This window comes from Variovorax sp. ZS18.2.2 (assembly GCF_024701975.1).
In the GTDB taxonomy this organism is placed as follows: domain Bacteria; phylum Pseudomonadota; class Gammaproteobacteria; order Burkholderiales; family Burkholderiaceae_C; genus Variovorax.
This window is the reverse complement of record NZ_JANLNM010000006.1, coordinates 421222-446910: the sequence shown is the minus strand read 5'-3', so window position 1 is coordinate 446910 and position 25689 is coordinate 421222. Positions and strand designations below refer to the sequence as shown.

The 25689-nt window shown below is 65.9% G+C and carries 24 protein-coding genes; 9 read left to right on the top strand and 15 right to left on the bottom strand.

What is annotated here, in order from left to right; genetic code table 11:
* The first annotated feature begins 178 nt into the window (after window positions 1-178).
* Genes NU688_RS23675 through NU688_RS23665 form a run of 3 tightly spaced genes read left to right on the top strand, consistent with a single transcriptional unit; the run spans window position 179 to window position 5347 of the window.
* Entirely contained in the window at window positions 179-1963 is a 1785-nt protein-coding gene (locus NU688_RS23675) for a hypothetical protein (RefSeq protein ID WP_257863250.1), read from the top strand.
* Between the two features lie 15 nt (window positions 1964-1978).
* Window positions 1979-3097, top strand: coding sequence for a phosphatase PAP2 family protein (locus NU688_RS23670; RefSeq protein WP_257863249.1), 1119 nt, complete (start codon window positions 1979-1981; stop codon window positions 3095-3097).
* A gap of 18 nt (window positions 3098-3115) precedes the next feature.
* Window positions 3116-5347, top strand: coding sequence for a S8 family serine peptidase (locus NU688_RS23665; protein ID WP_257863247.1), 2232 nt, complete (start codon window positions 3116-3118; stop codon window positions 5345-5347).
* On the opposite strand, the gene NU688_RS23660 is transcribed toward NU688_RS23665, so the two are convergent.
* The 6 genes from NU688_RS23660 to NU688_RS23635 form a co-directional block, all read right to left on the bottom strand.
* Window positions 5313-5948 carry a Crp/Fnr family transcriptional regulator gene (locus tag NU688_RS23660; RefSeq protein ID WP_257863246.1) on the bottom strand — a complete coding sequence of 212 codons (636 nt, stop codon included), beginning with the start codon at window positions 5946-5948 and terminating at the stop codon, window positions 5313-5315. The two genes, NU688_RS23665 and NU688_RS23660, sit on opposite strands and share 35 nt — an antisense overlap.
* A 39-nt stretch (window positions 5949-5987) precedes the next feature.
* Window positions 5988-6596, bottom strand: a complete 609-nt coding sequence (locus tag NU688_RS23655) for a helix-turn-helix domain-containing protein (protein WP_257863245.1) — start codon at window positions 6594-6596, stop codon at window positions 5988-5990.
* A 149-nt stretch (window positions 6597-6745) separates the two neighbouring features.
* A complete protein-coding gene (locus NU688_RS23650) occupies window positions 6746-7651 on the bottom strand; it encodes a phosphoribosylaminoimidazolesuccinocarboxamide synthase (RefSeq protein WP_257863244.1) in 906 nt (301 codons plus the stop codon).
* A gap of 108 nt (window positions 7652-7759) precedes the next feature.
* The gene (gene fba, locus NU688_RS23645) at window positions 7760-8824 is read right to left on the bottom strand and encodes a class II fructose-bisphosphate aldolase (RefSeq protein ID WP_257863243.1); all 1065 of its coding nucleotides are present in this window, start codon (window positions 8822-8824) and stop codon (window positions 7760-7762) included.
* A gap of 65 nt (window positions 8825-8889) precedes the next feature.
* Window positions 8890-9819: an alpha/beta hydrolase gene (locus tag NU688_RS23640; protein ID WP_257863242.1), complete on the bottom strand. Its 930-nt coding sequence runs from the start codon at window positions 9817-9819 to the stop codon at window positions 8890-8892.
* A 35-nt stretch (window positions 9820-9854) separates the two neighbouring features.
* The gene (locus tag NU688_RS23635; RefSeq protein ID WP_257863240.1) at window positions 9855-10340 is read right to left on the bottom strand and encodes an Lrp/AsnC family transcriptional regulator; all 486 of its coding nucleotides are present in this window, start codon (window positions 10338-10340) and stop codon (window positions 9855-9857) included.
* 137 nt (window positions 10341-10477) lie between these two features.
* On the opposite strand from NU688_RS23635, the gene NU688_RS23630 reads away from it, so the two are divergent.
* Complete coding sequence (locus NU688_RS23630) at window positions 10478-11494, top strand: 1-aminocyclopropane-1-carboxylate deaminase (protein ID WP_257863239.1); 1017 nt, start codon at window positions 10478-10480, stop codon at window positions 11492-11494.
* A gap of 65 nt (window positions 11495-11559) precedes the next feature.
* Here NU688_RS23630 and pyk read toward each other — a convergent pair whose 3' ends face one another.
* From pyk to NU688_RS23615, 3 genes are all read right to left on the bottom strand, one after another.
* Window positions 11560-13008, bottom strand: coding sequence for a pyruvate kinase (gene pyk / locus NU688_RS23625; protein WP_257863238.1), 1449 nt, complete (start codon window positions 13006-13008; stop codon window positions 11560-11562).
* An 87-nt stretch (window positions 13009-13095) separates the two neighbouring features.
* Entirely contained in the window at window positions 13096-14289 is a 1194-nt protein-coding gene (locus NU688_RS23620) for a phosphoglycerate kinase (protein WP_257863237.1), read from the bottom strand.
* A gap of 93 nt (window positions 14290-14382) precedes the next feature.
* A complete protein-coding gene (locus tag NU688_RS23615) occupies window positions 14383-15288 on the bottom strand; it encodes a LysR family transcriptional regulator (protein ID WP_257863236.1) in 906 nt (301 codons plus the stop codon).
* Window positions 15289-15372: 84 nt separating this feature from the next.
* Here NU688_RS23615 and NU688_RS23610 point away from each other — a divergent pair, with 84 nt between their 5' ends.
* Together NU688_RS23610 and NU688_RS23605 are read left to right on the top strand one after the other, a co-directional pair.
* A complete protein-coding gene (locus NU688_RS23610; protein ID WP_257863235.1) occupies window positions 15373-15924 on the top strand; it encodes a VOC family protein in 552 nt (183 codons plus the stop codon).
* On the top strand, window positions 15917-17038 hold the full coding sequence (locus NU688_RS23605) for an alpha/beta hydrolase (RefSeq protein WP_257863234.1): 1122 nt from the start codon (window positions 15917-15919) through the stop codon (window positions 17036-17038). The genes NU688_RS23610 and NU688_RS23605 overlap by 8 nt, the downstream gene beginning before the upstream one ends.
* A 22-nt stretch (window positions 17039-17060) precedes the next feature.
* Here NU688_RS23605 and NU688_RS23600 read toward each other — a convergent pair whose 3' ends face one another.
* From NU688_RS23600 to def, 5 genes are read right to left on the bottom strand one after another with little or no spacing between them, the layout of a single operon-like run.
* Window positions 17061-17396 (bottom strand): AzlD domain-containing protein, encoded by a 336-nt coding sequence (locus tag NU688_RS23600; protein ID WP_257863232.1) that lies wholly within the window; start codon window positions 17394-17396, stop codon window positions 17061-17063.
* Complete coding sequence (locus NU688_RS23595; protein WP_257863231.1) at window positions 17393-18133, bottom strand: AzlC family ABC transporter permease; 741 nt, start codon at window positions 18131-18133, stop codon at window positions 17393-17395. Before NU688_RS23595 ends, NU688_RS23600 begins: the two co-directional genes overlap by 4 nt.
* Window positions 18133-19086: a methionyl-tRNA formyltransferase gene (gene fmt, locus NU688_RS23590; protein ID WP_257863230.1), complete on the bottom strand. Its 954-nt coding sequence runs from the start codon at window positions 19084-19086 to the stop codon at window positions 18133-18135. The genes NU688_RS23595 and fmt overlap by 1 nt, the downstream gene beginning before the upstream one ends.
* Entirely contained in the window at window positions 19083-19580 is a 498-nt protein-coding gene (locus NU688_RS23585; protein WP_257863229.1) for a hypothetical protein, read from the bottom strand. The genes fmt and NU688_RS23585 overlap by 4 nt, the downstream gene beginning before the upstream one ends.
* 5 nt (window positions 19581-19585) lie before the next feature.
* Complete coding sequence (gene def / locus NU688_RS23580) at window positions 19586-20104, bottom strand: peptide deformylase (protein ID WP_257863228.1); 519 nt, start codon at window positions 20102-20104, stop codon at window positions 19586-19588.
* A gap of 160 nt (window positions 20105-20264) precedes the next feature.
* On the opposite strand from def, the gene NU688_RS23575 reads away from it, so the two are divergent.
* Genes NU688_RS23575 through NU688_RS23565 form a run of 3 tightly spaced genes read left to right on the top strand, consistent with a single transcriptional unit; the run spans window position 20265 to window position 23224 of the window.
* Window positions 20265-21482 (top strand): LysM peptidoglycan-binding domain-containing protein, encoded by a 1218-nt coding sequence (locus tag NU688_RS23575; protein WP_206176185.1) that lies wholly within the window; start codon window positions 20265-20267, stop codon window positions 21480-21482.
* Between the two features lie 37 nt (window positions 21483-21519).
* Window positions 21520-22671 (top strand): DNA-processing protein DprA, encoded by a 1152-nt coding sequence (gene dprA / locus NU688_RS23570; RefSeq protein WP_257863227.1) that lies wholly within the window; start codon window positions 21520-21522, stop codon window positions 22669-22671.
* Window positions 22672-22705: 34 nt separating this feature from the next.
* Window positions 22706-23224, top strand: a complete 519-nt coding sequence (locus tag NU688_RS23565) for a DUF494 family protein (protein ID WP_176661299.1) — start codon at window positions 22706-22708, stop codon at window positions 23222-23224.
* Between the two features lie 21 nt (window positions 23225-23245).
* Here the strand turns inward: NU688_RS23565 and NU688_RS23560 are convergent, their stop codons facing one another.
* Window positions 23246-25687, bottom strand: a complete 2442-nt coding sequence (locus tag NU688_RS23560) for a DUF1631 domain-containing protein (protein ID WP_257863226.1) — start codon at window positions 25685-25687, stop codon at window positions 23246-23248.
* Window positions 25688-25689: the final 2 nt, after the last annotated feature.

The window sequence follows — 25689 nt, the reverse complement described above, 5'->3', positions numbered from 1 at the left end:
CGAGGCGCCTCCCCATCGCGGAGGAGACAAGGTGCCGCGCTACGTCGAGCGGCGGAATGTGTACCAAAGTCACAACATCCCGTTACTATCGCGAAAAAGAACTACGAGACGCCCGCCGCCTCGTTTCGCGGATTGCTCCATCCTGGGGAGGATGACCTTGTCGTCAAGGGATACCAACATGCCTGCATCGGCCGATGCCGGGTTCAACCTTCAACGCCACCGCAAGGTGGTGCTGATCGTCGATCTCGTGGAATCGGTCAGTCTCATGCAGGCGGATGAACTGGGCGTGATTCAGCGTTGGCAAGCTTTTCTTGCCCACGTGAACCAGGTCATCCTGCCGGCCAACCAAGGGCGGCTTGTGAAAAGCTTGGGGGATGGGTTGCTGATGGAGTTCGATGCCGTGCCGCTCGCTGCCGCGGCAGCGAATGCCATGCATGCGTGGATGGCATCGAACATCGCGCCGCTACAAGCAGGCAAGTCCTTGTCGCTTCGCGCGGGTCTGCACGCAACCGACATCTACGCCGATGGCACGGACATCTATGGCAACGGCGTGAACCTCGCCGCGCGGGTTGCCACTTTGGCTCAGCCGCATCAGACGGCCATGACCGTCGCGGCAAGAGAGGAACTCATCGACGGCCTCGATGCTGACATCGAGGATCTTGGAGAGTGCTATCTGAAGCACATTGACAAGCCGATACGCATCTACCGAATTGGCGCCAACGATGCGCGTCCCACCGCCTCGACCGAAACCAAAGCCCAAACCTCGTCCGACCAAACGGTGGTTGCTGTTCTTCCTTTCGACAATCGACGCGGCGATCCTCAGCACGCCATGGTCGGCGACCTGATCTCAGATGCCGTCATCCATCAACTTGCTCGGACCGAATTGCATGTGCTGTCGCGGCTTTCCTGTGCCGCATTCAAGGGACGCACACTGGATTCCGCGGCCATCGAAAGGCATCTCGGAGCGCGCTACGCACTGACCGGCGCGTTTCATGTGCGCGGCGCGCGCTTGTTCATCAGTTCGGAATTGAGCGATCTGCAGACCAGCACCGTCCTGTGGACCGATAGCCGCTCGGCATCGCTGGAAGATCTCTTCGATGAGCAGAGCGAACTCGTAGGTGCCATTGCGAACGGCGCGTATGACACATTGCTCCAGTCGCGCATCCGGCACGCACGCAATCAGCCACCGGAAACACTGGACGACTACTCGCTGCTGGTCGGCGGGATCGCGCTCATGCACCGCCAGTCGCATGACGACTTCGCGCGCGCTCGGCAACTGCTCGAACACCTCACGGAGCGCCGTCCGCGCTTCGGAATGCCGCGAGCCTGGCTCGGGCAGTGGTACGTGATCGGTGTCTCTTCCGGCTGGCTCGGTGATCCGCAGCACGAAGCGAAACGCGCCATGTTCGAAATTGAGCGCGCATCCGATCGCGATCCGTCCTTGTCATTGGCCATGACGATCAAGGGACAGATCGCGGGCTATCTGCTCAAGGATTTCGACGCGGCCGAGCGTTCGTACCAGATGGCGATTGCAGAGAACCCGAACGAAGCGCTGGCATGGTTGTTCATGGCCACCCTGAATGCCTGGAAAGGCCTCGGCCAACAGGCGCGCGAAGCCGCGGACAGGGCGCTTCTGCTCTCGCCGCTGCACCCTGCGCGCTACTACTACGAATCGCTTGCCGCCACCGCTTATCTCTCGGCGGGCGAATACGCCACGTCGGCGATGCTGGCAGAACGCTCGCTCAGGTCCCATCGCCTGCATGCGTCCACGTACAAGACTCTCGTCGTTGCAAGCGCGATGTGCGGCAACGAGGCGCGCGCCCGAGAGGTCGCCACTGCATTGCTGACCATCGAACCACTTTTCACGATCGAGCGGTTCGTCGCCCGATCTCCAATGGCCAATTCACCGCAACTGCAGGAAATCGTGCAAAGCATGCGCATTGCCGGTCTTCCAACCCACTGACCAGGAACAGAAACCATGAACAAGTTCAGCGCTGAAAACATGTCCGGTATGTCGGGAATGTCTGGCATGTCCGGTATGTCTGGAATGATCACCATGGACTTCACGAACGCAGCCAATACGTTTGCTGGGTATTCAGGAGCCATCAGCAACCCTCTGCTTTACGGCGCCATGGATCTCAGCCGGCAATATGCATCGCCAGCTCATGCGCCTGACCCCGTGGAACCCGCCAAATACCCTACAAGTTCACAACCTGCTTACCTTCAGCAGAACGACGCGAGAACCCGGTTTCATCTGCTCACGCAAGAGTGCCTGGAGGGATTGCGCCTCGTAAGCCCGCAACCCGGAAATGGACCTCTCGAAGTTCAACTTCAATACGTGGGATCGCCGTGGGCCGTGCTCAAGCGACCCGAGATAAACACTTTCGGATCTCAAGCGAAGCTCGTGCTGGCTCGAAGGGCCGAGCGACCGGAGCGGATGGCGGAAATCATCTCTCAGGTGACGCCCCAGTTCGCATTCTGGGCCAGCATCTGCAACCTTCATCCCGAGAGAAATCGATACACGATCGAACTGGCATTTGTGCTTTTGCATGTGACGATGCAACTGGTTCAGCGCATCAAGCATGAGCTTGCGTGCCCCCGGCCGGCTGCATGGAGCGCCGATGTCCAGCCGTGCATCCAGACGCCCGCCTATTTCAGTTGGCCGAGCGGGCACGCCACGGAAGCCTTCTTCTTCGCATCGTTGATGTCGCACCTGCGGCCGAATCGGGTCTGGCAGAACGAGCGTCTGCATGCGCTGGCCCATCGCATTGCGGACAACCGGGTGGTAGCCGGTCTGCACTTTCCCATCGACACGCCACCGGGCCAGTTTTTGGGGCACCGCCTGGCGGCCTACTTTGCCGCACGCGCCGGAAACGAGGGGCCAGGCCCACGGCAGGTTGACTGCTGGTCTTTGGCTGGAGACATGTTGCCGATGAACAGCAACCCCGAGATATCCAGAGCCAACGATTCGGGTATCCACCTTCTTGAAGGGAGTGGCGTCACGCGCGGCGTCAATGGCGGATTTGTGATCGAGGTCGAGGAGTCCAAGTCGCTCCATTGGCTTTGGCACAAAGCGCAAGAAGAAATTTCTTACTGATCATTCAGGGAGCTTTCGATGCCCGAACCTACGCGCACCGTCGTTGCCGCATTGACGCAAGACCCCTATATGGAGTGGGCGCTGTTGAAGGGATTGAAATTCACCACCTGCGGCTTGCCGTCGCCTGGACCCAAGAGCCTGCAGTTGGTGCTCGAGTGCGATGAAGCGCTCAAGGACGACCTCCAAGCTCAGGCACAGGGAACAAGCGGGCCGCATGCCGAATACTTCAGCATGGCATTTCATGAGATTGCCGATGGCGAAAGCGACAAGAAGATCTACAGCGTCTCCGCAACTGACGAACAAGTCGCGAGCTGGCGCGACGTGGGGAAGCTTCGTGCCGTTCGCGCGGAGTACTCGACAGCTCGCACCGTACCGCTCATTCGATTCGTGAACTCGTTTTCACCCACGCTCGCTCTTGAAGCAACCCAAGCAGCATGGTCAAGCGCCCCTCCGTCGAATACGTCTGTTCCATCGCTGACCGGCAACGTGATGGTCATCATTGACGACGGACTGGCCTTCCTGCATGACGCCTTTCGCAAATCGGACGGCCAGTCCACGCGGATCGCCTATTTCTGGGATCAGGACCCCTCGCACGTCGTGGTGCGGCAATCAAACGGCCAGATCGAAGAATTCGACCCCTTCGAACCGGAGGGGTCGTCCGGGCCCTATCCAACCGAATGGAGTCCCGTGGCCGACTTCGCCTACGGGCGAGAGCTCGCCGCCGCAAAGATCGACACGCTCATCGAGAACCTCTCCGACAGCCGGTCCGAAACCCGGATGTACAGCGATCTTCGCTACGACCGCGTACGGCTCGCACTCGCGCACGGGACCCATGTGGCGGATCTGGCCGCTGGGAGGCAACCTCCGAGGCACGGCCCCGCTGCCGCGGACGATGCAGGCTCCGACGCAACGCACATCGTCATGGTCCAGCTCCCGCCTCTGGTCTCGCAGGACACATCGGGCGGGGGACTCGCGAAACATGTGCTGGACGCGCTCACCTACGCCTTGCGCAAGATCGACGACACGGCCAGCGTGGTCGTGAATCTCAGCTTCGGCGCAACGGGTGGTCCGCACAACGGCAGCAGTCTGTTCGAACGCGCGCTCGACAGCATCATTCAGCGCGAGCGCAGCAAGGGGCGGGACTTTGCATTGGTACTTCCGGCCGGCAATCACTTCGACGCTGCAGGGCACGCGGCGGGGGTCGTCCGGCCAGCATCACCGGTCCAACTTGGTTGGCAGGTGCGGGTCGAAGACCCGACCGAGAGTTTCTGCGAGCTGTGGATCGAGACAAGCCGCATCGGGGATGTGATGGTCGATCTGATGAAACCGGACGGCTCCCACGGCGGTCGAGCCCAGGTCGGCATGACCGTGTTCGATGGCGACACCGTTGAGTCGTCTTGCTGTGCCATTTCCACGTCGACAGGCAGCGTCCCCTCGGCCCCCGCGATGTCCTTGATCCTGATTTCGTTGCTTCCGACGCGTCTCGAAAAAGATTGCTCTGTTTCTGCACCGCATGGGCTGTGGACCATCAAGTTGTCCATCGCAGACTGGAAGGCGCCCGTTGCCTTCGATGCATGGATTCAGCGCGACGAAGCCATTCCAGGCGCGCGCTATGGCGCGCGGCAATCGCTGTTTCTGTCCACGCGCCCACGTCAGCCGGCCACGGTCGACGACGTCGCGGAGGATCCGGTCAAGCGTCGCGGCACCGGCAACAGCATTTCGAATGGCCTGCACCCCATCGTCGCGGGAGCGTGCTACGCCACGTCGGGGCTTCCATCGCCTTATACGGCCGCCCGTGTCGCTGTTCTATGCAGCGGGCGGCACCAATGGCCAGATCTCGTTGCACCCGGAGACCAGGCAGAGACGGCCCCTGGCCTGCTCGCCGCCGGTTCGCGCAGCGGCACGACCATACGGATGAACGGGACCAGCGTTGCCGCCCCTCAGGTTGCGCGCGCCATCCTGAATCTGTTCGCAGGCAACAGAGGCGGGCCGTCGTCCAAACCGCCGTCCCCGGGCATGGACAGCGCGGAGATCACCAATGCGCTGCTGACAGGCACAGACCAAGGCTGCCGGATCCATTCGGTCAAGGCACCGCTCAACCCGCTGTTACCGCTGGATCCGCTCACACAAGCCCGAATCGGCGCGGGCTGGTTGAATGTGGGCTGTGACAACGCGGCATTCGTGCCGGTCACCGCCAACTCGGCAAGTCGCCTGGCTACCAGCGCGCAGGAAGGTCGCACACAAGAATGAGCATCCGCCGGTCAACGGCGATGTAGCCGCCTTCCTCCAGGTCCTTCATCAACCGACTGACCATCTCCCGCGAACACCCGATCTCGCTAGCGATCGCCTGGTGCGTCAACCGCTCCGCAATGCAACGCCCCCCATCCGGCTGCATCTGCGCCCGCTCCTCGAGCAGTCGCTTCAACCGGCTGTAGACATCCAGCAGCGCGATGCTGCGGGTGCTCTCTGTCGCCAGCCGCGCGCGCCGGATCAGGCGCACGACGAGCTCCAGCGCGAACTCCGGATCGCGCGCCAGGTGCCGCAGCATCGTTTCCCGCGTCAGCACCGCGCACACCGTGGGCTCTGCCGCCTGCACGCTGGCCGAGCGCAAGCCCCCGTCGAGCGACATCTCGCCGACGTAGTCCCCTGGGCCGTGATAGCCCAGCGTGACCTCGCGGCCGCGGGCGTCCGAGACATAGGCACGCAGCCGGCCGCTGAGCACGACAAAAATGGTGTCGCCCGCGTCGCCTTCCTGAATCAGCAGGGTGTGTGTGCGATAGCGCCGCTGCACGCCGAGCGCGGCCAGTTTCAGGACCGCTGGTGGCAGTTCGGGCGGGGCAGGCGTCGGCATGCGCGGACTATAGCCGCGCCCTCTGACACCGATGCCGGGTCAGTTGGGGGCGGCCATCCGCAATGCCGACATCAATTGCGGCATCCGCGACACGCGATGCACGACCTCGCGAATGCTGGTGCTCCCGGTCTTCAGGCGAACGTTCTTGATATGGGTGCGCACGGTCGACAGGCAGACGCCCTGCTGGCTGGCGATCTCTTCGGCGCGCTGCCCGGCGCAGAGCTGTGCCAACACGGTTTGCTCGGCGCGCGTGAGCTGCCTGGCCCGCGCGAACATCTGCATGGTGAGCGCCTCGCAGCCATCGGCGCGGCTGCACATGACGAGCACAGCGTCGATGCCGCGCGAGGCCAGGGGAACGAAGGCCAGCGAAAGCGGCCAGTTGGCATGCTCGAGTTCGACCAGACTGCGGCAGCCGCGCTCCGCATCCTGGAGCGCGCGTCGAATCGCGGTTCGGCCGACGGGTTGCGTGGCACAAAGCAGGCCGTCGCTGTTGCACAGGGCGCGCAGTCCCGACAGCTCACGCCGCGCCAACTGGTTGGCATGCAGGATGCGGCCGCTCATGTCGACCAGCAGCAGCCCATGGTCGATTTCGTCGAGCACGCAAGCCAGGAGGCTCGCTTGCCACGCATCCGGTGGCGGCATCGGCATCGCGTGCTCTGTGGGGCTGCTGTGCGGCAACCGCACATCGGTGGCAGGGCTCATCTTGTTTCTCCTCATCCGTAGGGATGAAGAAAGTGTCTGAAATCCCTGCCCCGGCGGATGGGCACTATTGCCGGGGCGTTTGTGACTTATTCACATCAGCCGGTGAGGCGCTCCAGCGCCTCGCGATACTTTGCAGCAGTCTTCTCGATCACCTCAGCCGGCAGGCGCGGCGCCGGCGGCGTCTTGTCCCAGGGCTTGCCGTTGATCTTCGTGGCCTCGAGCCAATCGCGCACAAACTGCTTGTCGTAGCTCGGCGGATTCGTGCCGGCAGCCAGCGCAGCTTCGTAGCCTTCAACGGGCCAGTAGCGCGAGCTGTCCGGCGTGAGCACTTCGTCCATCAGCACCAGCGTGCCGGCTTCGTCCAGGCCGAACTCGAACTTGGTGTCGGCAATGATCATTCCCTTGGTCAGGGCGATCTGCGCGGCGGTTTCGTAGATGGCGATGCTGGTCTCGCGGATCTGCTGGGCCAGCTTGGGGCCGACGATCTCGACCACGCGCTCGTAGCTGATGTTCTCGTCGTGCTCGCCGGCCGCGGCCTTGGCGGCGGGCGTGAAGATCGGACGCGGCAGCTTGCTCGCGTTGGTCAGACCCTCGGGCAGCGGCACGCCGCAGACCGAACGCGATTCCTGATATTCCTTCCAGCCGCTGCCGGCGAGATACCCGCGCACCACGGCTTCGACCGGGATCGGCTTCAGGCGCTTGACCAGCATCGAGCGCTGGGTGACCTGGGGCACCTCTTCGGCCGTGACCACGCTCTCGGGCGCATCGCCGGTCAGGTGGTTGGGGCAGAGCTGGCCGAGCCGCTCGAACCACCACAGCGCCATCTGCGTGAGGATCTCGCCCTTGCCGGGAATCGGCTCGCCCATGATCACGTCGAAAGCGCTGAGCCGGTCGCTCGCGACCATCAGGATGCGGTCTTCGCCGACGGCGTAGTTGTCGCGCACCTTGCCGCGCGCAAGCAGGGGCAGGCTCTGGATGGAGGAGGTGTGGACGGTGGTCATGGGAGCAAAGAGGGGGAGATGCTGTGGGGAAACGGGTGACGGGAAAGCGGATTGTGCGCGCAGAAAAAAGCCACCGCGAACGGTGGCCTTCGAATCGCGGGGAAGTTTTTAGACGACTTCCTGGGCCAGTTCGCCCTTGGCGTACTTGGCGGCCACGACCTGCAGCGTGTCGCCCTTGATCTTGGCGCCCTGGCCTTCGCAGCCGAATTCGATGTAGCGCTGCTTGCAGATCAGCTTGGCGGCTTCGCGCGCGGGCTTGAGCCATTCGCGGGCGTCGAACTTCTCGGGGTTTTCGGCCAGGAACTTGCGCACCGCGCCGGTCATGGCCAGGCGGATGTCGGTGTCGATGTTGATCTTGCGCACGCCGTGCTTGATGGCTTCCTGGATTTCCTTGACGGGCACGCCGTAGGTTTCCTTCATGTTTCCGCCGTACTGGCGAATGATCGCCAGCAGTTCCTGCGGCACGCTCGACGAGCCGTGCATCACGAGGTGGGTGTTGGGAATGCGGCGGTGGATTTCCTTGATGCGGTCGATCGCCAGGATGTCGCCGGTGGGCTCGCGCGTGAACTTGTAGGCGCCGTGGCTGGTGCCGATGGCGATGGCCAGCGCGTCGATCTGGGTGCGCTTGACGAAGTCAGCGGCCTGCTCGGGGTCGGTCAGCAGCTGCTCGCGCGTCATGGTGTCGTCGGTGCCGTGGCCGTCTTCCTTGTCGCCCTTCATGGTTTCGAGCGAGCCGAGGCAGCCGAGCTCGCCTTCGACGGTCACGCCCAGGCGGTGGGCCATGTCGGACACCTTCTTGGTGACGTCCACGTTGTAGTCGTAGCTGGCGATGGTCTTGCCGTCGGCCTCGAGCGAGCCGTCCATCATCACCGAGCTGAAGCCCAGGTCGATGGCGCCCTTGCAGACGTCGGGGTTCTGGCCGTGGTCCTGGTGCATCACCAGCGGAATGCCGGGGTACTGCTCGATCGCAGCCTGGATCAGGTGCTTGATGAAGGCTTCGCCGGCGTATTTGCGGGCCCCTGCACTGGCTTGCAGGATGACAGGAGCGCCGGTTTCCTTGGCGGCCTCCATCACGGCCTGGACCTGTTCGAGATTGTTGACGTTGAAGGCCGGAATGCCGTAGCCATTGGCTGCGGCGTGGTCCAGCAGTTCGCGCATCGAGACGAGTGCCATGGGGAATTACCTCGCGGGAATTAGGGGAAAAAGAAGGCTGAAAGACGAGAAAAACTACCGTAATTCTACCGAGCCCCCTTGTGGGACAGGACTGACGCCAACCCGAGGAAGTGCATGACCGGCGGCAGCACCGGACCGCCGAGCCACTGGATCGGCTTGCCGAACGCGCCGATCAGCGTGACGTGGCTGAGGTTGTCGAACAGCTGCACCTGCACCGGAACCCCGGCGGCACGCAACGCTGCGGCCATCTGGCCAGTGTTGCGGTCGGGGTAGACGAGGTTGTCCTTCGATGCCGCCATCAGCAGCGCGCGGGGCGACGCCGCGCTCGCATGCGCGAGCGGCTGGGAGTCGCGCGGCGTGTTCGGCCAGTTGAAGGCGGCCTGCGCCTGCGGGTCGCCGATGGGCAGGAAGTCATACGGGCCGGCCAGGCCGATCCAGCCCGCGAGCTGCCTCGGGCTGGCGCCGAGTTCGCCGAGCCAGCGCTCGTCCAGCGCCACCATCGCGGCGTTGTAGCCGCCCGAGCTGTGGCCCATCACATAGACCTGTTTCGGGTCGGCGCCGAGCTGCGCGGCGTTGTCGAGCGCCCATTTCACCGCCAGCGCGCTGTCGCGCACGAAGACCGGGTAGGTGTAGACAGGCGAGAGACCGTAGTCGGGAATCACGACCACCGCGCCCCGGGCGGCCAGCGCCTCACCGACGAACTTGTAGCTCGCGCGGTCGCCGCTGCTCCACGTGCCGCCGAAGAAAAACACCACGAGCGGCCGCACGCCCCTTGCCGGCGGCGTGGCGGGCAGCGGCTGGTAGACGTCGAGCTGCTGCCGCGGTGCGGTGCCATAGGCGATGCCGCCTTGGAACTGGTAGGTGTCTTCCGGCACCAGCCCGTTAAGCACCTTGATCGGGGAGCAGGCCGACAGCACGGCGGCCGCGGTGACGGTGAAGGCTGTGGTGATGGCGCTGCGGCGCCGGCGCAGGGACGCGAAGGTGGGAAAGCTCATCGCACCAGTACGCACGCGGGCGCGCCGCGGTTTCGTCAGATCGGAAGCTGCGTGGTCGACAGCACCTGCTTCAGGACCACGAAGGTGCGGATCTGCCGCACGCCCGGCAGGTACAGCAGCTGCTCGGCGTGCAGGCGGTTGAAGCTGTCGTTGTCGCGGGTGCGCACGAGCATGAAGTAGTCGAATTCGCCCGAGACCACATGGCATTCGAGACAGCCCGAGACCTTCTGCGCGGCCTTCTCGAAGTCGGAGAACGAGTCGGGCGTGGAGCGGTCGAGCACCACGCCGATCATCACGAGCATGCCGACCTCGAGTGCGTCCGGATCGAGCAGGGCGACGATGCCCTTGATGAACCCGGCCTCCTTCAGGCGTTCGACGCGGCGCAGGCACGCGGGCGCGCTGAGGTTCACCTTGGCGGCAAGCGCGACGTTCGACACCGAGGCGTCGCGCTGCAGCGCGCGCAGGATCGCGCGGTCGGTGCGATCGAGCTCCGGCGTGGCACGCAATTTTGTTGCGCTCATGGTGTTCTCCTTGGCTTGAAAATTCTTTGCCTCTCCATCTTGCCTTCTTTCATCGAAGAATCTCTTCGAACTTCGCAAGCACGTTGCGAGCCCTTCTTCCTACGATCGATGGCTTCAATCCCCTCGGAGCCGCGTCGATGAACCTGAAGAAATTTCCCCGCCACGCCCTGACCTTCGGCCCCACGCCGATCCATCCGCTCAAGCGCCTGAGCGCGCACCTGGGCGGCAAGGTCGAGCTCTATGCCAAGCGCGAGGACTGCAACAGCGGCCTCGCCTTCGGCGGCAACAAGACCCGCAAGCTCGAATACCTGATCCCCGAGGCGCTCGAAGGCGGCTACGACACGCTGGTGTCCATCGGCGGCATCCAGTCGAACCAGACGCGCCAGGTCGCCGCCGTGGCCGCGCACCTGGGCCTCAAGTGCGTGCTGGTGCAGGAGAACTGGGTCAACTACTCGGACGCGCTGTACGACCGGGTCGGCAACATCGAGATGTCCCGCATCATGGGCGCCGACGTTCGGCTCGACGCCGCGGGCTTCGACATCGGCATCCGCAAGAGCTGGGAAGACGCGATGGAAAGCGTGCGCCAGGCCGGCGGCAAGCCTTTTCCAATTCCGGCGGGTTGCTCCGAGCATCCGAGGGGCGGCCTGGGCTTCGTGGCCTTCGCCGAAGAAGTGCGCCAGCAGGAAGCCGAACTCGGCTTCAAGTTCGACTATGTCGTGGTCTGCGCCGTGACCGGCAGCACGCAGGCCGGCATGGTGGTCGGCTTCGCAGCCGATGGCCGGGCCGATCGCGTGATCGGCATCGACGCCTCGGCCAAGCCGCAGCAGACCTTCGAGCAGATCCTGCGCATCGCCAAAAACACGGCCGAGCTGGTGGAGCTGGGCCGCGAGATCACCGAGAAGGACGTGGTGCTGGACCGCCGCTTCGGCGGCCCCGAGTACGGGCTGCCGAACGAAGGCACGCTGGAGGCGATCCGCCTCAGTGCGCGCTTCGAGGGGATGCTGACCGACCCCGTGTACGAGGGCAAGTCGATGCACGGGATGATCGAGAAGGTGCGGCTCGGAGAATTCCCGGCGGGATCGAAGGTGCTGTACGCGCACCTGGGCGGGGTGCCGGCGCTGAACGCCTACAGCTTCCTGTTCCGCAACGGCTGAAACGGGCTGGGCCGCACAACGAAAAAGGCCGGCATGCGCCGGCCTTTGCTTTGCTGAGCGCGTGCTCAGCTCGCGCGGCAGATCTTCAGCATGTTGGTGCCGCCGGGGGCACCCATCGGCTCGCCGCAGGTGATGGCGTAGACGTCGCCGCTCTGCACAATGCCGCGCTTCTTCAGGTGGTTCTCGGCCTGCTGCAGCGCGGTGTCGCGATCGCTTTCCGAATCCATCAGCAGCGGGCGCACGTTGCGATACAGCGCGAGCTTGCGCTGCGTGGCCAGCCGCGAGGTCAACGCGTACATCGGGATGTGCGCGCGGTGGCGGCTCATCCAGAGGATGGTGGAGCCCGATTCGGTCAGCGCCACGATGGCCTTGGCGCCCAGGTGGTGCGCGGTGAAGAGGGCGCCCATCGCGATCGACTGGTCGATGCGGCTGTAGGCCTTGCCGCTGAAATCGGCATCGAGCGTCTTGTCTTCGGCCGCTTCGGCGGCTTCGCAGATGCGGCTCATCTCCTGCACGGTTTCCAACGGGTAGCGACCCGAGGCGGTTTCGGCAGAGAGCATCACGGCATCGGTGCCGTCGAGCACGGCGTTGGCCACGTCGCTCACCTCGGCGCGGGTGGGCACGGGGTTGGTGATCATCGACTCCATCATCTGGGTCGCAGTGATCACCACCTTGTCCATGTCGCGCGCCATGCGGATCATCTTTTTCTGCAGCGCGGGCACGGCGGCATTGCCGACTTCCACGGCCAGGTCGCCGCGGGCGACCATGATGCCGTCGCTGGCGCGCAGGATCTCTTCGAGCTTCGGAATGGCTTCGGCGCGCTCGATCTTGGCGATCATGCCGGGCTTGTGGCCGTATTCGGCGGCCGCCACGTTGCACAGCTGGCGGGCCATTTCCATGTCGGTGGCGTTCTTCGGAAAGCTCACGGCCACGTAGTCGGCCTGGAAGCTCATCGCGGTCTTGATGTCTTCCATGTCCTTGGCGGTCAGCGCGGGGGCGGTGAGGCCACCACCCTGCTTGTTGATGCCCTTGTTGTTCGAGAGCTCGCCGCCGAGCTTGACGGTGGTGTACACCGCTTCGCCCTTGACGCCGTCGACCGTCAGCACGATGAGGCCGTCGTTCAGCAGCAGCTTGTCGCCGGGCTTCACGTCACGCGGCAGGTCCTTGTAGTCGAGGCCCACGGCATCGATGTCGCCCAGCTCGGTGCGCGAGGCGTCGAGCACGAACTTGGCACCTGCTTCGAGCAGGATCTTGCCCTGCGCGAACCGGCCGACGCGGATCTTGGGACCCTGCAGGTCGGCCATGATGGCCACTTCGCGGCCCGCCTTGCGGGCGGCTTCGCGCACCATGGTGGCGCGGTCGATGTGGTCCTGCGCGGTGCCGTGGCTGAAGTTCAGGCGCACCACGCTGACCTTGGCCAGGATCATCTTTTCCAGCAGTTCGGGGGTGCTGGACGCCGGGCCGAGCGTGGCAACGATCTTGGTGGCGTGGCGGGGGATGCGATCCGTGCTCATGAAGTTGGTCTCCGTTTTGTATTCGCTACTGTATACACTTTGTGTGTCTGACGGAAGTCACCCTCACGAGATTCCCCGCCGCCGAACTCAACCGGCCGCGCGCTTGGACAGGATTTCAAAGGCCGGCAGCGTCTTGCCCTCCAGCACTTCGAGGAAGGCGCCGCCGCCGGTCGAGATGTAACCGACCTGCTTTTCGATGCCGTACTTGGCAATGGCCGCCAGCGTGTCGCCGCCGCCAGCGATCGAGAACGCGCTGCTCTCGGCGATCGCCTGCGCGATGGCCTTGGTGCCGCCCGCGAACGCATCGAACTCGAACACGCCGACCGGCCCGTTCCAGACGATGGTGCCGGCTTCGCGCAGCTGCGCCGAAAGAATCGCGGCGGTCTTGGGGCCGATATCCAGGATCAGGTCGTCGTCGGCCACGTCGCTCGCGTCCTTGACGGTGGCGGGCGCATCGGCCGCGAAGGTCTTGGCCGTGACCACGTCCACCGGAATCGGCACGTCAGCGCCGCGCGCACGCATGGCCTCGATCACCGCCTTGGCCTGGTCGAGCAGGTCGGGCTCGGCCAGCGACTTGCCGATCGAAAGGCCCGCGGCCAGCATGAAGGTGTTGGCGATGCCGCCGCCCACGATCAGCTGGTCCACATTGGCCGACAGGCTCTTCAAGATGGTGAGCTTGGTGCTGACCTTCGAACCCGCCACGATGGCCACCAGCGGCCGCTTGGGCTGGGCCAGCGCCTTGGTGATGGCGTCGATTTCGGCGGCGAGCAGCGGGCCGGCCGCGGCGATCTTCGCGAACTGCGCGATGCCGTAGGTCGTGGCCTCGGCGCGGTGGGCGGTGCCGAAGGCGTCGTTCACATAGATGTCGGTGAGCGCGGCGAGCTTGCGGGCCAGCGCCTCGTCGTTCTTCTTCTCGCCCTTGTTGACGCGGCAGTTCTCCAACAGCACGACCTGGCCGGGCTCCACGTCGACGCCGTCGACCCAGTTGGCGACCAGCGGCACGTCGCGGCCGAGCAGTTCGCCCAGGCGCTTGGCCACGGGGGCGAGCGAGTCTTCGGGTTTGAACTCACCCTCGGTCGGGCGGCCCAGGTGCGAGGTGACCATCACGGCCGCGCCGGCGTCGAGCGCCAGCTGGATGCAGGGCACCGAGGCGCGGATGCGCGTGTCTTCGGTGATGTTGCCTTGGTCGTCCTGCGGCACGTTGAGATCGGCACGGATGAAGACGCGCTGGCCGGCGGCCTTGCCCTGCGCGCAGAGGTCGGTGAATCGAATGACGTTCATGGGTCTCTGGAGATAGTGGAAAACAGGTCGTCTTGCATTGTAGGTATCGCCCCACGGCCGCTCTATGCGCCTCTTGCAGCGTTCCGATGCTTTTCAACCCTTCGGCTGCGACTTCGCGAAGCGCTCCAGGATCTCGACAAAGCTCGCCGCCGCGGGCGAGAGCGCGCGCCGCGCCGCGCTGTAGACGCACACCTCGCGATGGAAGTCGGGCGACTCGAGCCGCACCATCTGCAGCCCGTGGGCGCGCACCAACGGCGCGGAATACGTCGGGCACACCGTGAGCCCGAGCCCCGCGGCCACCATGCCGAGCGCGGTGGTCATGTACGACACCTCCTGGGTGCCGGGACGCAGCATGTAATCGCGCTCGGCCGGGGCCAGCTCGGGCAGCACACGCTGGCGGAAGTCGCGCGTGGGCGCGATGAAGGTGTAGGGGCCAAGCTCGTGCCAGCGCACCTTGCGGCGCCTTGCGAAGGCATGGTCCGGCGGGCAGATCAGCCAGTGCCGGTCGCGAAACAGCGTGCGGCGGTCGATGGCGCCATCGACCGCCACGTCCTGCCCCACCGCCAGTTCGACATCGCCGGCCATCACGCCGGCCAGCAGGTGCTCGGGCAGCGTGTCGGCCAGGCGCACGTCGACGTCGGGGTACGCCTCGCGGTAGAGCGCGATCACGCGCGGCATCAGCGTGCAGGCCATGAGCTGCGGCGCCGCAAGGCGCAGCACCCCTTTCTTCTTGTCACGCAGATCGGTCACCCCAGCCACGGCACTCGTCAGGTCGCCGAGCAGCCGGTGCACCGAAGGCAGGAACTCGCGTCCGGCCTCCGAGAGCTGCACGCGCCGGGTGTGGCGATCGAGCAGTTGCACGCCCATCTCGCGTTCGAGCTCGCGCACCAGCACGCTGAGCGCCGACTGCGTGAGATGCAGCTGCTGCGCCGCGGCGGTGAAGCTGCCGGCTCCGGCGACGGCGGCGAAGGCGCGCAGCTGGCGCAAGGTCAGATTCATATGGATATTTCATCAATCGATGAATTAATTTCGATTGCATCATAGGACGCGGCATCGCCCAATCAAGGCTTACCGGAGACACGTATGCCGACCACAACTGCCACCACCGCTCCACCTGTGCGCGGGCTGCACCACTTCGCCTGGCGCTGCCGCGACAGCGAGGAAACCCGCCACTTCTACGAAGACCTGCTGGGCCTGCCGCTCGCGCACATCATCCAGAGCGACCACGTGCCCAGCACCGGCGAGTACTGCCCCTACGTGCACATCTTTTTCCAGATGCGCGACGGCTCGTACATCGCCTTCTTCGACCTGGGCGACGACACCGCCTCGCTGCCTTCGCCCAACACGCCCGCGTGGGTGAACCACATCGCGCTGCGCGTCGACTCGGTGGACGACCTGCTCGCCGCCAAGGCGCGACTCGAAGGCGCGGGTGTAGAGGTGCTGGGCGTGACCGATCACCACATCATCGAATCGATCTACTTCTTCGACCCGAACGGCATTCGCCTGGAGCTGACGACGCCGACCGTGCCGCAGGCCGAGATGGATGCGCATGCGCGGCGCGCCCGCGCGGACCTCGATGCGTGGACCGCGCGCAAGGCAACCCTGCGCGCGGCGAAGGGCGCGACGAATGTCTGATCTGCAACTCGCCGTCATCGATGTGAAGCCCGGCGCTGCGATGGAGAGCCAGTCGGGCCTGCAGCTGCTGCGCCCGCGCATCTACGGCGCCTTCCGCGCGCCAGTGAGCCCGAAGAAGATCGGGGCCATCGTGATGCATCCGACCAGCAACTTCATGGGCCACTACCTGATCGGCCCGCTGGCCGAACGCGGCATCTGCTGCATGGGGCTGAACTCGCGCTTCGTGGGCAACGACACGGTGCTGCTGATGGAGCGCGCCATTCAAGACCTTGGTGCCGGCGTCCAGTACCTGCGCGCGGCCGGCTACGAGAAGGTGTTCCTGGTCGGCAACTCGGGCGGCGCAGCGCTCGCGGCCTTCTACCAGGCGCAGGCCGAGAACCTCACCGCCACGCACTTGCCCGACGGCGATCCGACGCACCTGCACGCGAGCGACCTGCCACCGGTGGACGGCATCGCGCTGTGCGCCGCCCACCTGGGCCGCACGCGATTGATGCGCGACTGGATCGACCCTTCGGTCACCGACGAGCACGACCCGCTCTCGGTGGACCCCGACCTCGACATGTACGACCCGCGCCATCGCGTGCCCTACGACGCCGAATTCCTCGCCCGCTTCAGCGCGGCGCAGAAGGCGCGGCTGGATCGCATCGAGCAGTGGTGCATCGAGCGCCTCGCGCTGCTGCGCAGCACGCCCGGCGCGCCGCGCGACCAGACCTTCATCGTCTACCGCACGCATGCCGATCCGCGTTGCGTCGATCTGTCGCTCGATGCGAACGAACGCCTGCCGGGCAGCGTGTGGGGCGACGCGCGCCAGGTGAACTACTCGGCGAATGCGATGGGCCGCACCACGTCGCTGACCGCGTTCCTCTCGCAATGGTCGTCGCGCTCGCAGGCGGACGGACCGGCCAACCTCGCGCGCACCACGGTGCCCAAGCTGCTGCTGACCTACACGGGCGATCAGTCGACTTTTCCGAGCACGCGCGATGCGTGGATGGCGGCGGGTGGCGCGCGCATCCGCAATGTTGACATCGTGGATGGCAACCACTACCTGGCGGGGCAGCCCGAGTTGATTCCGAAAGCGGCGGACGCCATCGCCGAGTTCGCCCATGCGCTGTAGGCGTGCCGTGGAAATCGCTGCGCTACCAGCCGGCCCAGAGGTGCAGCGGCAGGTACACCGCCATGCCCGCCAGCATGGTGCCGAGCACGCCGCGGCGCCAGAAGTAGTAAGCACCGCCGACCACGGCCGCGTACAAGCGTGCGTCGTGCAGCGTGGTGATCAGGTGGCCCTGGGTCATCACGATCTCGGGCGCGATCACGCCGGCCAGCGCGGCCGCTGGCGCGTAGTGCAGCGCGCGGTGCGCCCAGTCCGGCAGGCCCCACGGGCGGTCGAGGATGAAGAAGAAGCAGCGCGTGAGCACGGTGACGAGGGCCAGCCCGGCGATCACGCCCAGCGTCCAGAGGTCGGTGCCTCTCACTTGTCGTCCTCCGCATCGGGGTCGAGCCCGAACTGCTTCTCGAGCCAGAAGCACAGCAGCACCGCGGCGCCGATCGCCACGACGATGTTGAGCTTGAGCGGCAGCGCATAGGCCGCGACGGCCGTAGCGCCCGCGATCAGCGCGGCCAGGATGCGCAGCGGCGTCGTCGCCATCGAGCAGACGATCGCCACCAGACTCAGCACACCGGCAAAGCCGAGGCCCCAGGTCTGCGGAATCAGGTTGGCAAGCGCAACGCCCAGCAGGCTCATGCCCATCCACGAGCACCAGGTCACGAAGTAGTTGCCGGTGAGATAGGCCTCCTGCGACTGCTGCTCGGCGAGGGTCACGGGCGGCACCGGGTACTGCCGGGTGAAGAGCGCGTAGCTCAGGTCCGCCGTCAGGTAGCCGTGCGTCATGCGCCGTAGGCGCGGCATGTGCATGAGGTAGGGCCGCAGGTGCAGGCTGAAGACCACGAAGCGCAGGTTGACGCAGAAGCCCGTTGCCAGGATCACCCAGGCCGGCGCGCCCGCGAACAGGAGCGGAATGGCCGCGAGCTGCGAACTGCCGGCATAGACGAACAGCGTCATCGCCACCGCCTCGACCACGCTCATGTTCGACTTGACCATGGCCACGCCGGTCATCAGGCCCCAGGCACCGATGCCCAGCGCAGCCGAGGACATGTCGCGGATGCCCCTGCGGAATTCGGGGCGCTGGCGGATGGCTGCTGAAAGGAACATCAGCCGAACGCCTGCCCGGGCTTCAGGTCGAAGCCGCGCAGGAAATCGGCCACGGGCAGGCGCTTGCCGCCCGGACGCTGGAGCTCGGTGAGCAGCACGCCCGAATCTCCGGCAACCACCGCGACGCCGGTGTCGTCGACGGCCAGAATCGTCCCGGGCGCGGCCGGCGCGCCGGCGGGCACCGCGTGCGCGGTCCAGAGCTTGATGGTCTCGCCGTCGAGCGGACTGTTGGCGCCCGGGAATGGATCGAAGGCCCGGATGCGCCGCACGATGGCGTCAGCGGGCTGGGCCCAGTCGATCAGCGCTTCGTGCTTCTCGACCTTGTTGGCGTAGGTAACGCCTTCGGCCGGCTGCGGCGTGCAGGTCAACCCGCCGAGGTTCGCCAAAGCCTCGACGATCATCCGGCCGCCCAGCTCTGCCAGGCGATCGTGCAGGCGGGCGGTGTTGTCGCTGCCGATGTCCACGGCTTCGCGCAGCAGCATGTCGCCGGTGTCCAGGCCCGCGTCCATCTGCATGATGGTGATGCCGGTCTCTGCATCGCCGGCCTCGATGGCGCGGTGGATCGGCGCCGCGCCGCGCCAGCGCGGCAGGAGGCTCGCATGGATGTTCAGGCACCCGTGCACCGGAAGGTCGAGCACCCACTGCGGCAGGATGAGCCCATAGGCGGCGACCACCATCACGTCGGGTTGCGCCTGCAGCAGGGCATCGCGACCGGTCGCGGCTTCGTCCGGGTACTTGCCATCCAGGCGCAGGCTGCGCGGCTGCGCCACCGGCCAGCCGTTGGCGACCGCGCACTGCTTGACGGGGGAAGCCTGCAGCTTCATGCCGCGGCCCGCGGGCCGGTCGGGCTGGCTCAGCACCAGCACGATGTCATGACCGGCGGCGGCAATGGCCTCCAGGGCAACGCGCGCGAACTCGGGCGTGCCCGCAAAAGCGATCTTGAGCCGGCTCAATCCCGGACCCGTTCGAATTCGAGGTCATCCCCCGTGTGATAGCGACGGACCACGCCGGTGGGGTCGATATAGATATAGAGCATGCGGCGCTCGTTCACGGCCTTGTAGCGCCAGGTCCAGACGACGCCGTCGAAGGAACTCACGCGGTCGGTCTGGTAGGGCCGGCCGTAGAAGGCCATGACATCGTTCTGGCGCCACTCGTTGACCTTGATGTCGTAGCCAAAGCGCGCCTCGCTCAGCACCTGCGTCACCGAAACGACCTTGCCCGAGGCATCCACGTCGATGTCGGTGACCTCGAAGCCGGCCGGCATGCGCGAATACTGCAGCCGCTCGCCGCCGTTGTTGAGCGGGTAGCGGCCGGTGGGGGCACCCAGGCGTTGCAGGGTGTCGGCAGCGGTGGTGCCAGGCTGGATGCGGGTGGGCTCGTTGGCGCAGCCCGCGACCGTTGCGAGAACCACCAATGCCGCGAGGGAGCCGAGGCTGCGCAAGGTCATGGGATTCAGGCCCGTTCGCGCGTTTCTTCGCGCTGCTGCTTGAGCAGCTTGCTCTTGATGCGGTTGCGCTTCAGGGGCGAGAGGTATTCGACGAACACCTTGCCCAGCAGGTGATCGAGTTCGTGCTGGACGCACACGGCCAGGAGGCCGTCGGCCTCGATGGTGCGCATTTCGCCGTTCTCGTCGAGCGCCTGGACCTTGACGGAGGTGGAACGCATCACGCCGTCATAAATGCCCGGCACCGAAAGGCAGCCCTCTTCATTGAGCACCTTTTCTTCGCTGGCCCAGGTGATTTCGGGGTTGATCAGCACGATCGGCTTGTTGCGCTCTTCGGACACATCGATGACGACGAGCCGCTCGTGCACGTCGACCTGGGTCGCTGCCAGGCCGATGCCTTCGGCGTCGTACATGGTCTCCAGCATGTCGGCGACCAAGGCCTTGATGCGCGCGTCGACGCCCTGCACCGGCTTGGCCACCGTGTGCAGGCGCTTGTCCGGGTAACTCAGAATGATTCGTTTGGCCATGAAATCGGGGGGAAGTTGTGGCTATTTTCGCCAATTCCGCGACGCGAGGCCGCCTCCGGACCCGAAAACGTTGCCCTCTCAAGGGCTTCGGGCGCAGAATTCGTAGCAAATTGTGAGATTCGTATGCGCAACGATACGTCGTGCGCTCACCCATCCAGACATGAAAAAGCTCAGATCCACCGAACGCCAGCGCCCCAATTTCCTCGCCACGCTGACCGCCCTGGCGGTAATCGGCAGTTGCGGCGCCACCACGGCCTGGGCTCAAAACTACCCCGTCACGCCGCAGCAGCGCGCCACCGCCCAGCAGACCGCCCAGGCGGGCGTGCCGCTGAGCGAGCTGTCGCCGAAGGCACCCGACGAATACACGGTCAAGTCCGGCGACACGCTCTGGGCCATCTCCCGCCTCTACCTGCTGCGCCCCTGGCGCTGGCCGGAACTGTGGGGCATGAACATCAACGAGATCGCCAACCCCCACCGCATCTACCCCGGCCAGGTCCTCTATCTGGACAAGAGCGGTGGCCGGGCACGCCTGACCACCCGCCGCGGCGGCGTCAGCGGCGACGGGGGCACCATCAAGCTCTCGCCCCGCACCCGTTTCGACTCGCTGGCCGGCATGGCATTGCCCACGCTCAACCCGAGCCTGATCGAGCCCTTCCTCAGCGAACCGATCGTGGTGGACGCCGGCACACTCGAAAGCGCGCCGCGCATCGTTGCCGGCAATGACAGCCGCGTGCTGCTGTCGCGCGGTGACCGGGCCTACGCCCGCGGCAACCCCGAGTCGCCGCTGGTCGAAGTGCCGGGTCCGATCCAGAACTTCCGCATCTTCCGCAACGCCACACCGCTCAAGGACCCGGGCACGGGCGAAATCCTCGGCTACGAGGCGCAGTACCTGGGCAAGGCCCAGTTGCAACGCGGCGAATCGACCACCATCGAGACGGTCGAGGACAAGGACATCATCACGGTCGTCCCTGCCAGCATCGACATCGTGGCCTCGCGCGAAGAAATGCGCGCTGGCGACCGCCTGCTGCCCGAACCGCCGCGCCAGCTGCTGAGCTACGCACCGCGCGCGCCCTCGACGCAGGTCGATGGCCGGATCATCTCGGTCTACGGCAACGCGGTGCAGTTCGCGGCGCAGAACCAGGTGGTGGCCATCAACAAGGGCACGCGCGACGGCATCGACAGCGGCCATGTGCTGGCCATCCTGAAGAACGGCGAAACCATCCTCGACCGCACCGGCGCGCGCAAGGAAACCATCAAGCTGCCGAACGAACGCATCGGCCTCCTGATGGTGTTCCGCACCTTCGAGAAGGTGTCCTACGCCCTGGTGCTCGAGATCAACGACACCCCGAAGGCGGGCGACTTCCTCGTCAACCCCTGATCGGCTTTCCGGCACCCACGTCCTCGCCCCTACCCGTTTGGAACGCGCAGAACTCGCAGGCTGGCTGCGGCTTTCACTGACGCCGGGCATCGGCGACGGCACCGCGCGCAAGCTGCTCGCGGCATTCGGCCTGCCCGAAGGGGTTTTCGCACAAGGCAATGCCGCGTTGCGGCAGGTCGTCAGCACCGCGCAGGCCGAGGCGCTTCAACAGGCGCCCCACGGCCTGCAGGCATCGATCGACCAGACCTGGCAATGGCTTCAAACGGTCGAGGGCAACGGCGTCACCCGCCGCCTCGTCACGCTCGGCGATGCCGGCTATCCGGCCTCGCTGCTCGAAATGGTCGACCCGCCGCTGATGCTCTACGTGCTCGGCGCCGCGGACTTCGACCTGACGCAGTTGCAGAACAGCATCGCCGTCGTCGGCAGCCGCAATCCGACGCCGCAAGGCGCCACCAATGCACGCAGCTTTGCGCGGGCCTTGGGCGATGCGGGACTGCCCGTCGTGTCGGGCCTCGCGCTGGGCGTAGACGGCGCAGCGCACCAGGGCGCGCTCGATGCAGCCGGCGATGCGCCGCGGCTCGCCACAGTGGCCGTGGTCGGTACCGGCCTGGACCGCGTGTACCCCGCGCGCCACCGCGACCTCGCGCACCGCATCACTTTGCAGGGGCTGATCGTGAGCGAGCTTCCGCTCGGCACGCCGCCCCTCACCCAGAATTTTCCGAAGCGCAACCGGCTCATCGCGGGGCTGGCGCGCGGCACGCTGGTGGTTGAGGCGGCTTTGGCATCGGGCTCGCTCATCACCGCGCGGCTCACCTCGGAACAGGGCAAGGAGGTGTTCGCCATCCCGGGCTCGATCCATTCGCCGCAATCGCGCGGCTGCCATGCGTTGATCCGCCAGGGCGCGAAGCTGGTCGAGTCGGTGGCTGACATCCTCGAGGAGCTGCCGCCGCTGCGCACAAACGGCACAGCCAGCGCCGCCCCCTCGAACGGCCACGCAGGCAACGACGCATCGGCCTCCGAAGACCCGCTGCTCGACGCGCTCGGCTTCGAGCCCGTGAGCCTCGACGCGCTCAGCGCCCGCACCGGCTGGAGTGCCGCTGCGCTGCAAGCGAAGATGCTCGAACTCGAACTGGACGGGCACATTTCACGCCTGCCCGGTGGGCTGTTTCAGCGAATGGCATCCACCTAGCCTGCCTTGCACATTCGTGGGCTATATTGGGCTCATGTTCGAAGTGCTTGTTTTTGTCTACGAAAACTATTGGCGCGGCGATGCCTGCCCCGAACCCGAACAACTGGGCCGCAAGCTCAGTGCCCACGGTTTCGAGGCAGACGAGATCCGCGATGCCCTTCACTGGCTCGACGGCCTGAGCCTCGCAACGCAGGGCATGCAGCTGGAGCTCGATGCCGACGACGATGCCTCCGCCACGGTCACCTTCCGCGGCGCGCCTGAAGCCTCCCTGCCCCAGTCGGACGACGCCATGCGCGTCTACTCCCAGGCCGAGCAGGAACACCTGGGCGCCGAATGCCTCGGCTTCATCCGCTTTCTCGAATCGTCGAACGTGCTGCCGTGTGGATTGCGCGAGATCGTGATCGAGCGCGCGATGGCGGCCCCGGGCGATCCGGTGGCGCTCGACGAGCTCAAGATCATCGTGCTGATGGTGCACTGGAGCACCGGCATCGAGCCCGATGCATTGGTGCTCGACGAGTTGTGCGAAAGCCGCGAAGGGCGAATCGCGCACTGAGCCTGCCGCGTCGGCTGGCTACTAGTTCAGCAAGCGCTCGGGATTCGCGTCGAGCTTCGCCAACGCCTCGCGCGTGGCGCGCACCGTGAGCGTCTCTTCCTCGGCCGGCACCAGCAGGCCGGCCTGCAGATAAGTTGCCAACCGCCCCGCCTGGATCAGGAAGCTGCGGCCGTCCGCCGTGGCGAACAGGTGCAATTGCTTCCGATCGCTGCGCCAGACGAACTGCACCTGGCTCACGCGGTCGTTGTGGTCCAGCATGAACCAGTTGCCCACTTGCAGCTCGTGCGCCCAGGCCAGCATGTCTTCGGGCACCTGCACGCCGGCGGCATCGGGCACCACCTCGATCGAGGCGGCGTCCACGCCCAGCAGCAGTTCGATGCTGTGGGCATCGAGCGGCAGATCGGCGGTGCCGCCGATGTCGCTCACGAAATCCTCCAGATGCGCCAGGCGCTCGGCCATGGCCTCGATCTTGGCCTGCGGGATCGCCTCGGTCTTCGACAGGAAGGCGTCGGACAGCGTGGCGCCGATGGTCTTGATGTGCGCTTCCTGCGGCTCGTCGACGATGCCCAGCAGTGCCATGCCCTGGCGCAGGCGCTGCAGCAGTTGCGGCAGGTCCTGGATCACACGTGCGCGGTCGGTGCGGTTGGGCTTGGCGCTCGCGGCCCAGACCAGCTCGGAGGCCACGCGCTTCAACATCACGGTCTGCTCGCCCTGTACACCGTAGCGCAGCGCGGCAATCGCCAGCACCTCGGCCCAGATCTTGAACAGGAACTCGCGGATCTCGTCGCGCACCGGCATGTCGTTGAGCATCTTGCGCAACTCGATGGTGTACTGGATCGCCATCGTTTCCTTCTGCTCGACCTGCTGCGCCACGCTCATCACGCGCTGCGTGGTGTCGCTCTGCGTGAGGTAGCGGTTGAGGAAAGCGACGAACTCGTCGAACACCAGCTTGAACACGCGCTGCCCGGTCTCGGGGTATTGCTCGATCACCTGCACCACGCGGCGGATTTCGCCCTCGAGCGCGCTGCCGGTGATGGCCGCCGCGTCGAAGCCCATCACGCAGGAGCCCATGCGGTCGATCAGCATGCGCGCGGGATGCTGCAGCGTGCCGAAAAATTCAGGCTCGGCGATGGCCACGCGCAGCACCGGCATCTGCAGCCGCGCGAACCACACGCGCGCCGAGAACGGAATCCGCTCCTCGGCCAGGATGGCCTGGAACATGAGCGCGACGATTTCCACGGTGGCCTTGTCGGCCGTGGTGGGGGCGCGCTTCTTGAGCTCGGTGCTGCGCCGGCGCAGGTCCACCGCGGTCTGCTGGATGACCGTGGCCTGCTCACCCGACGCGTCCATGTACTGCGTGGCAGCCATGCGGTAAGCCGCCTCGGCTTCGGCGATGGCGCCGGCAAAGGTCCTGGAGAACTGCCGCGGGGCGGTGTTGCCGCCGCCGCCCGCGGTGCCGCCGCCGGGACCGGTCGCGCGCCCCCCCGGGGCGGTGCCGGTGATCGAATTCTGGACGGCAACGGTGGTGCTGTCGCCGCCGATGCGCCCCGTGACGAATCGCTTGAGACTCAGCAGCGCGGTCTGGGCGCGCTGCCGCGCGATCATCAGCGGCGAGCCGCCGATCGTCGACGAGGCGGGCATCGGCACGGAGGCCTGCGGTTGCGGCTGCTGTGATTGCTGCGGCGCCTGTGCGCCATAGCCGGGACGCTGCTGCTGGCCGCCGCCGTCCATCATCGGCGCGGTCGCCGAAGCGGCCCCGCCCGAAAAGGAAGTGTTGAAGCCGGCGCTGTTGCCCGCGCCTGCGGCATTGCCGGTGCGCCGCACGAAGCTCTTGAGGTCGATCTCCTGCATCACGCCGTTGGCGATCAGGTAGGCATTGGCGCTCTCGTAGGCCTTGACGATCACGTCGAGCAACTGCAGCTGCACCGTGTCCTGCACGCGGCTCCAGAGTTCGCGGCTCAGGCCGGCGGCCAGCCACTGCTCCACCAGCAGCCTGGCCAACGTCTCGGGCTTGAGCACGTCCTTCGAATCGAGCTCGCTCGTGCCTTCGAGGTGCTGGATGCGCAGGCGCAGGTCGCTGAGTTCGAAGCTCGCCTTGTCGTGGATCACCTGCGCGAGGCGCGAGGCAAGGATGTTGGTCTCGACCACCTCGTCGCCGATCAGCTCGAGCCGCAGCGCCGTGGGAAAGGTCGTCAATCCGCCGGTTTGCGTGGCGGCGCCCAGGGCCTTGCGCCAGCCTGTCTGCGCGAGCGTCACCCATTGCGTCGCCTGGCCCTGGAACGCCACGAAATCGTCGCGGTGTTCCTGCATGGCGCGGGCGTTGCTCACCTCCGAAGCCAGCTGCGTCAGCCGGTCGCGGATCGCGCGGGCCAGCGGGACGATGGCCCCTTCCGTGGCCAATACGAAACGCTCACGCGTCTCGCGTGCGAGCTGCAGGGAAGAGGCGGACCGCGCAATGCTCATTG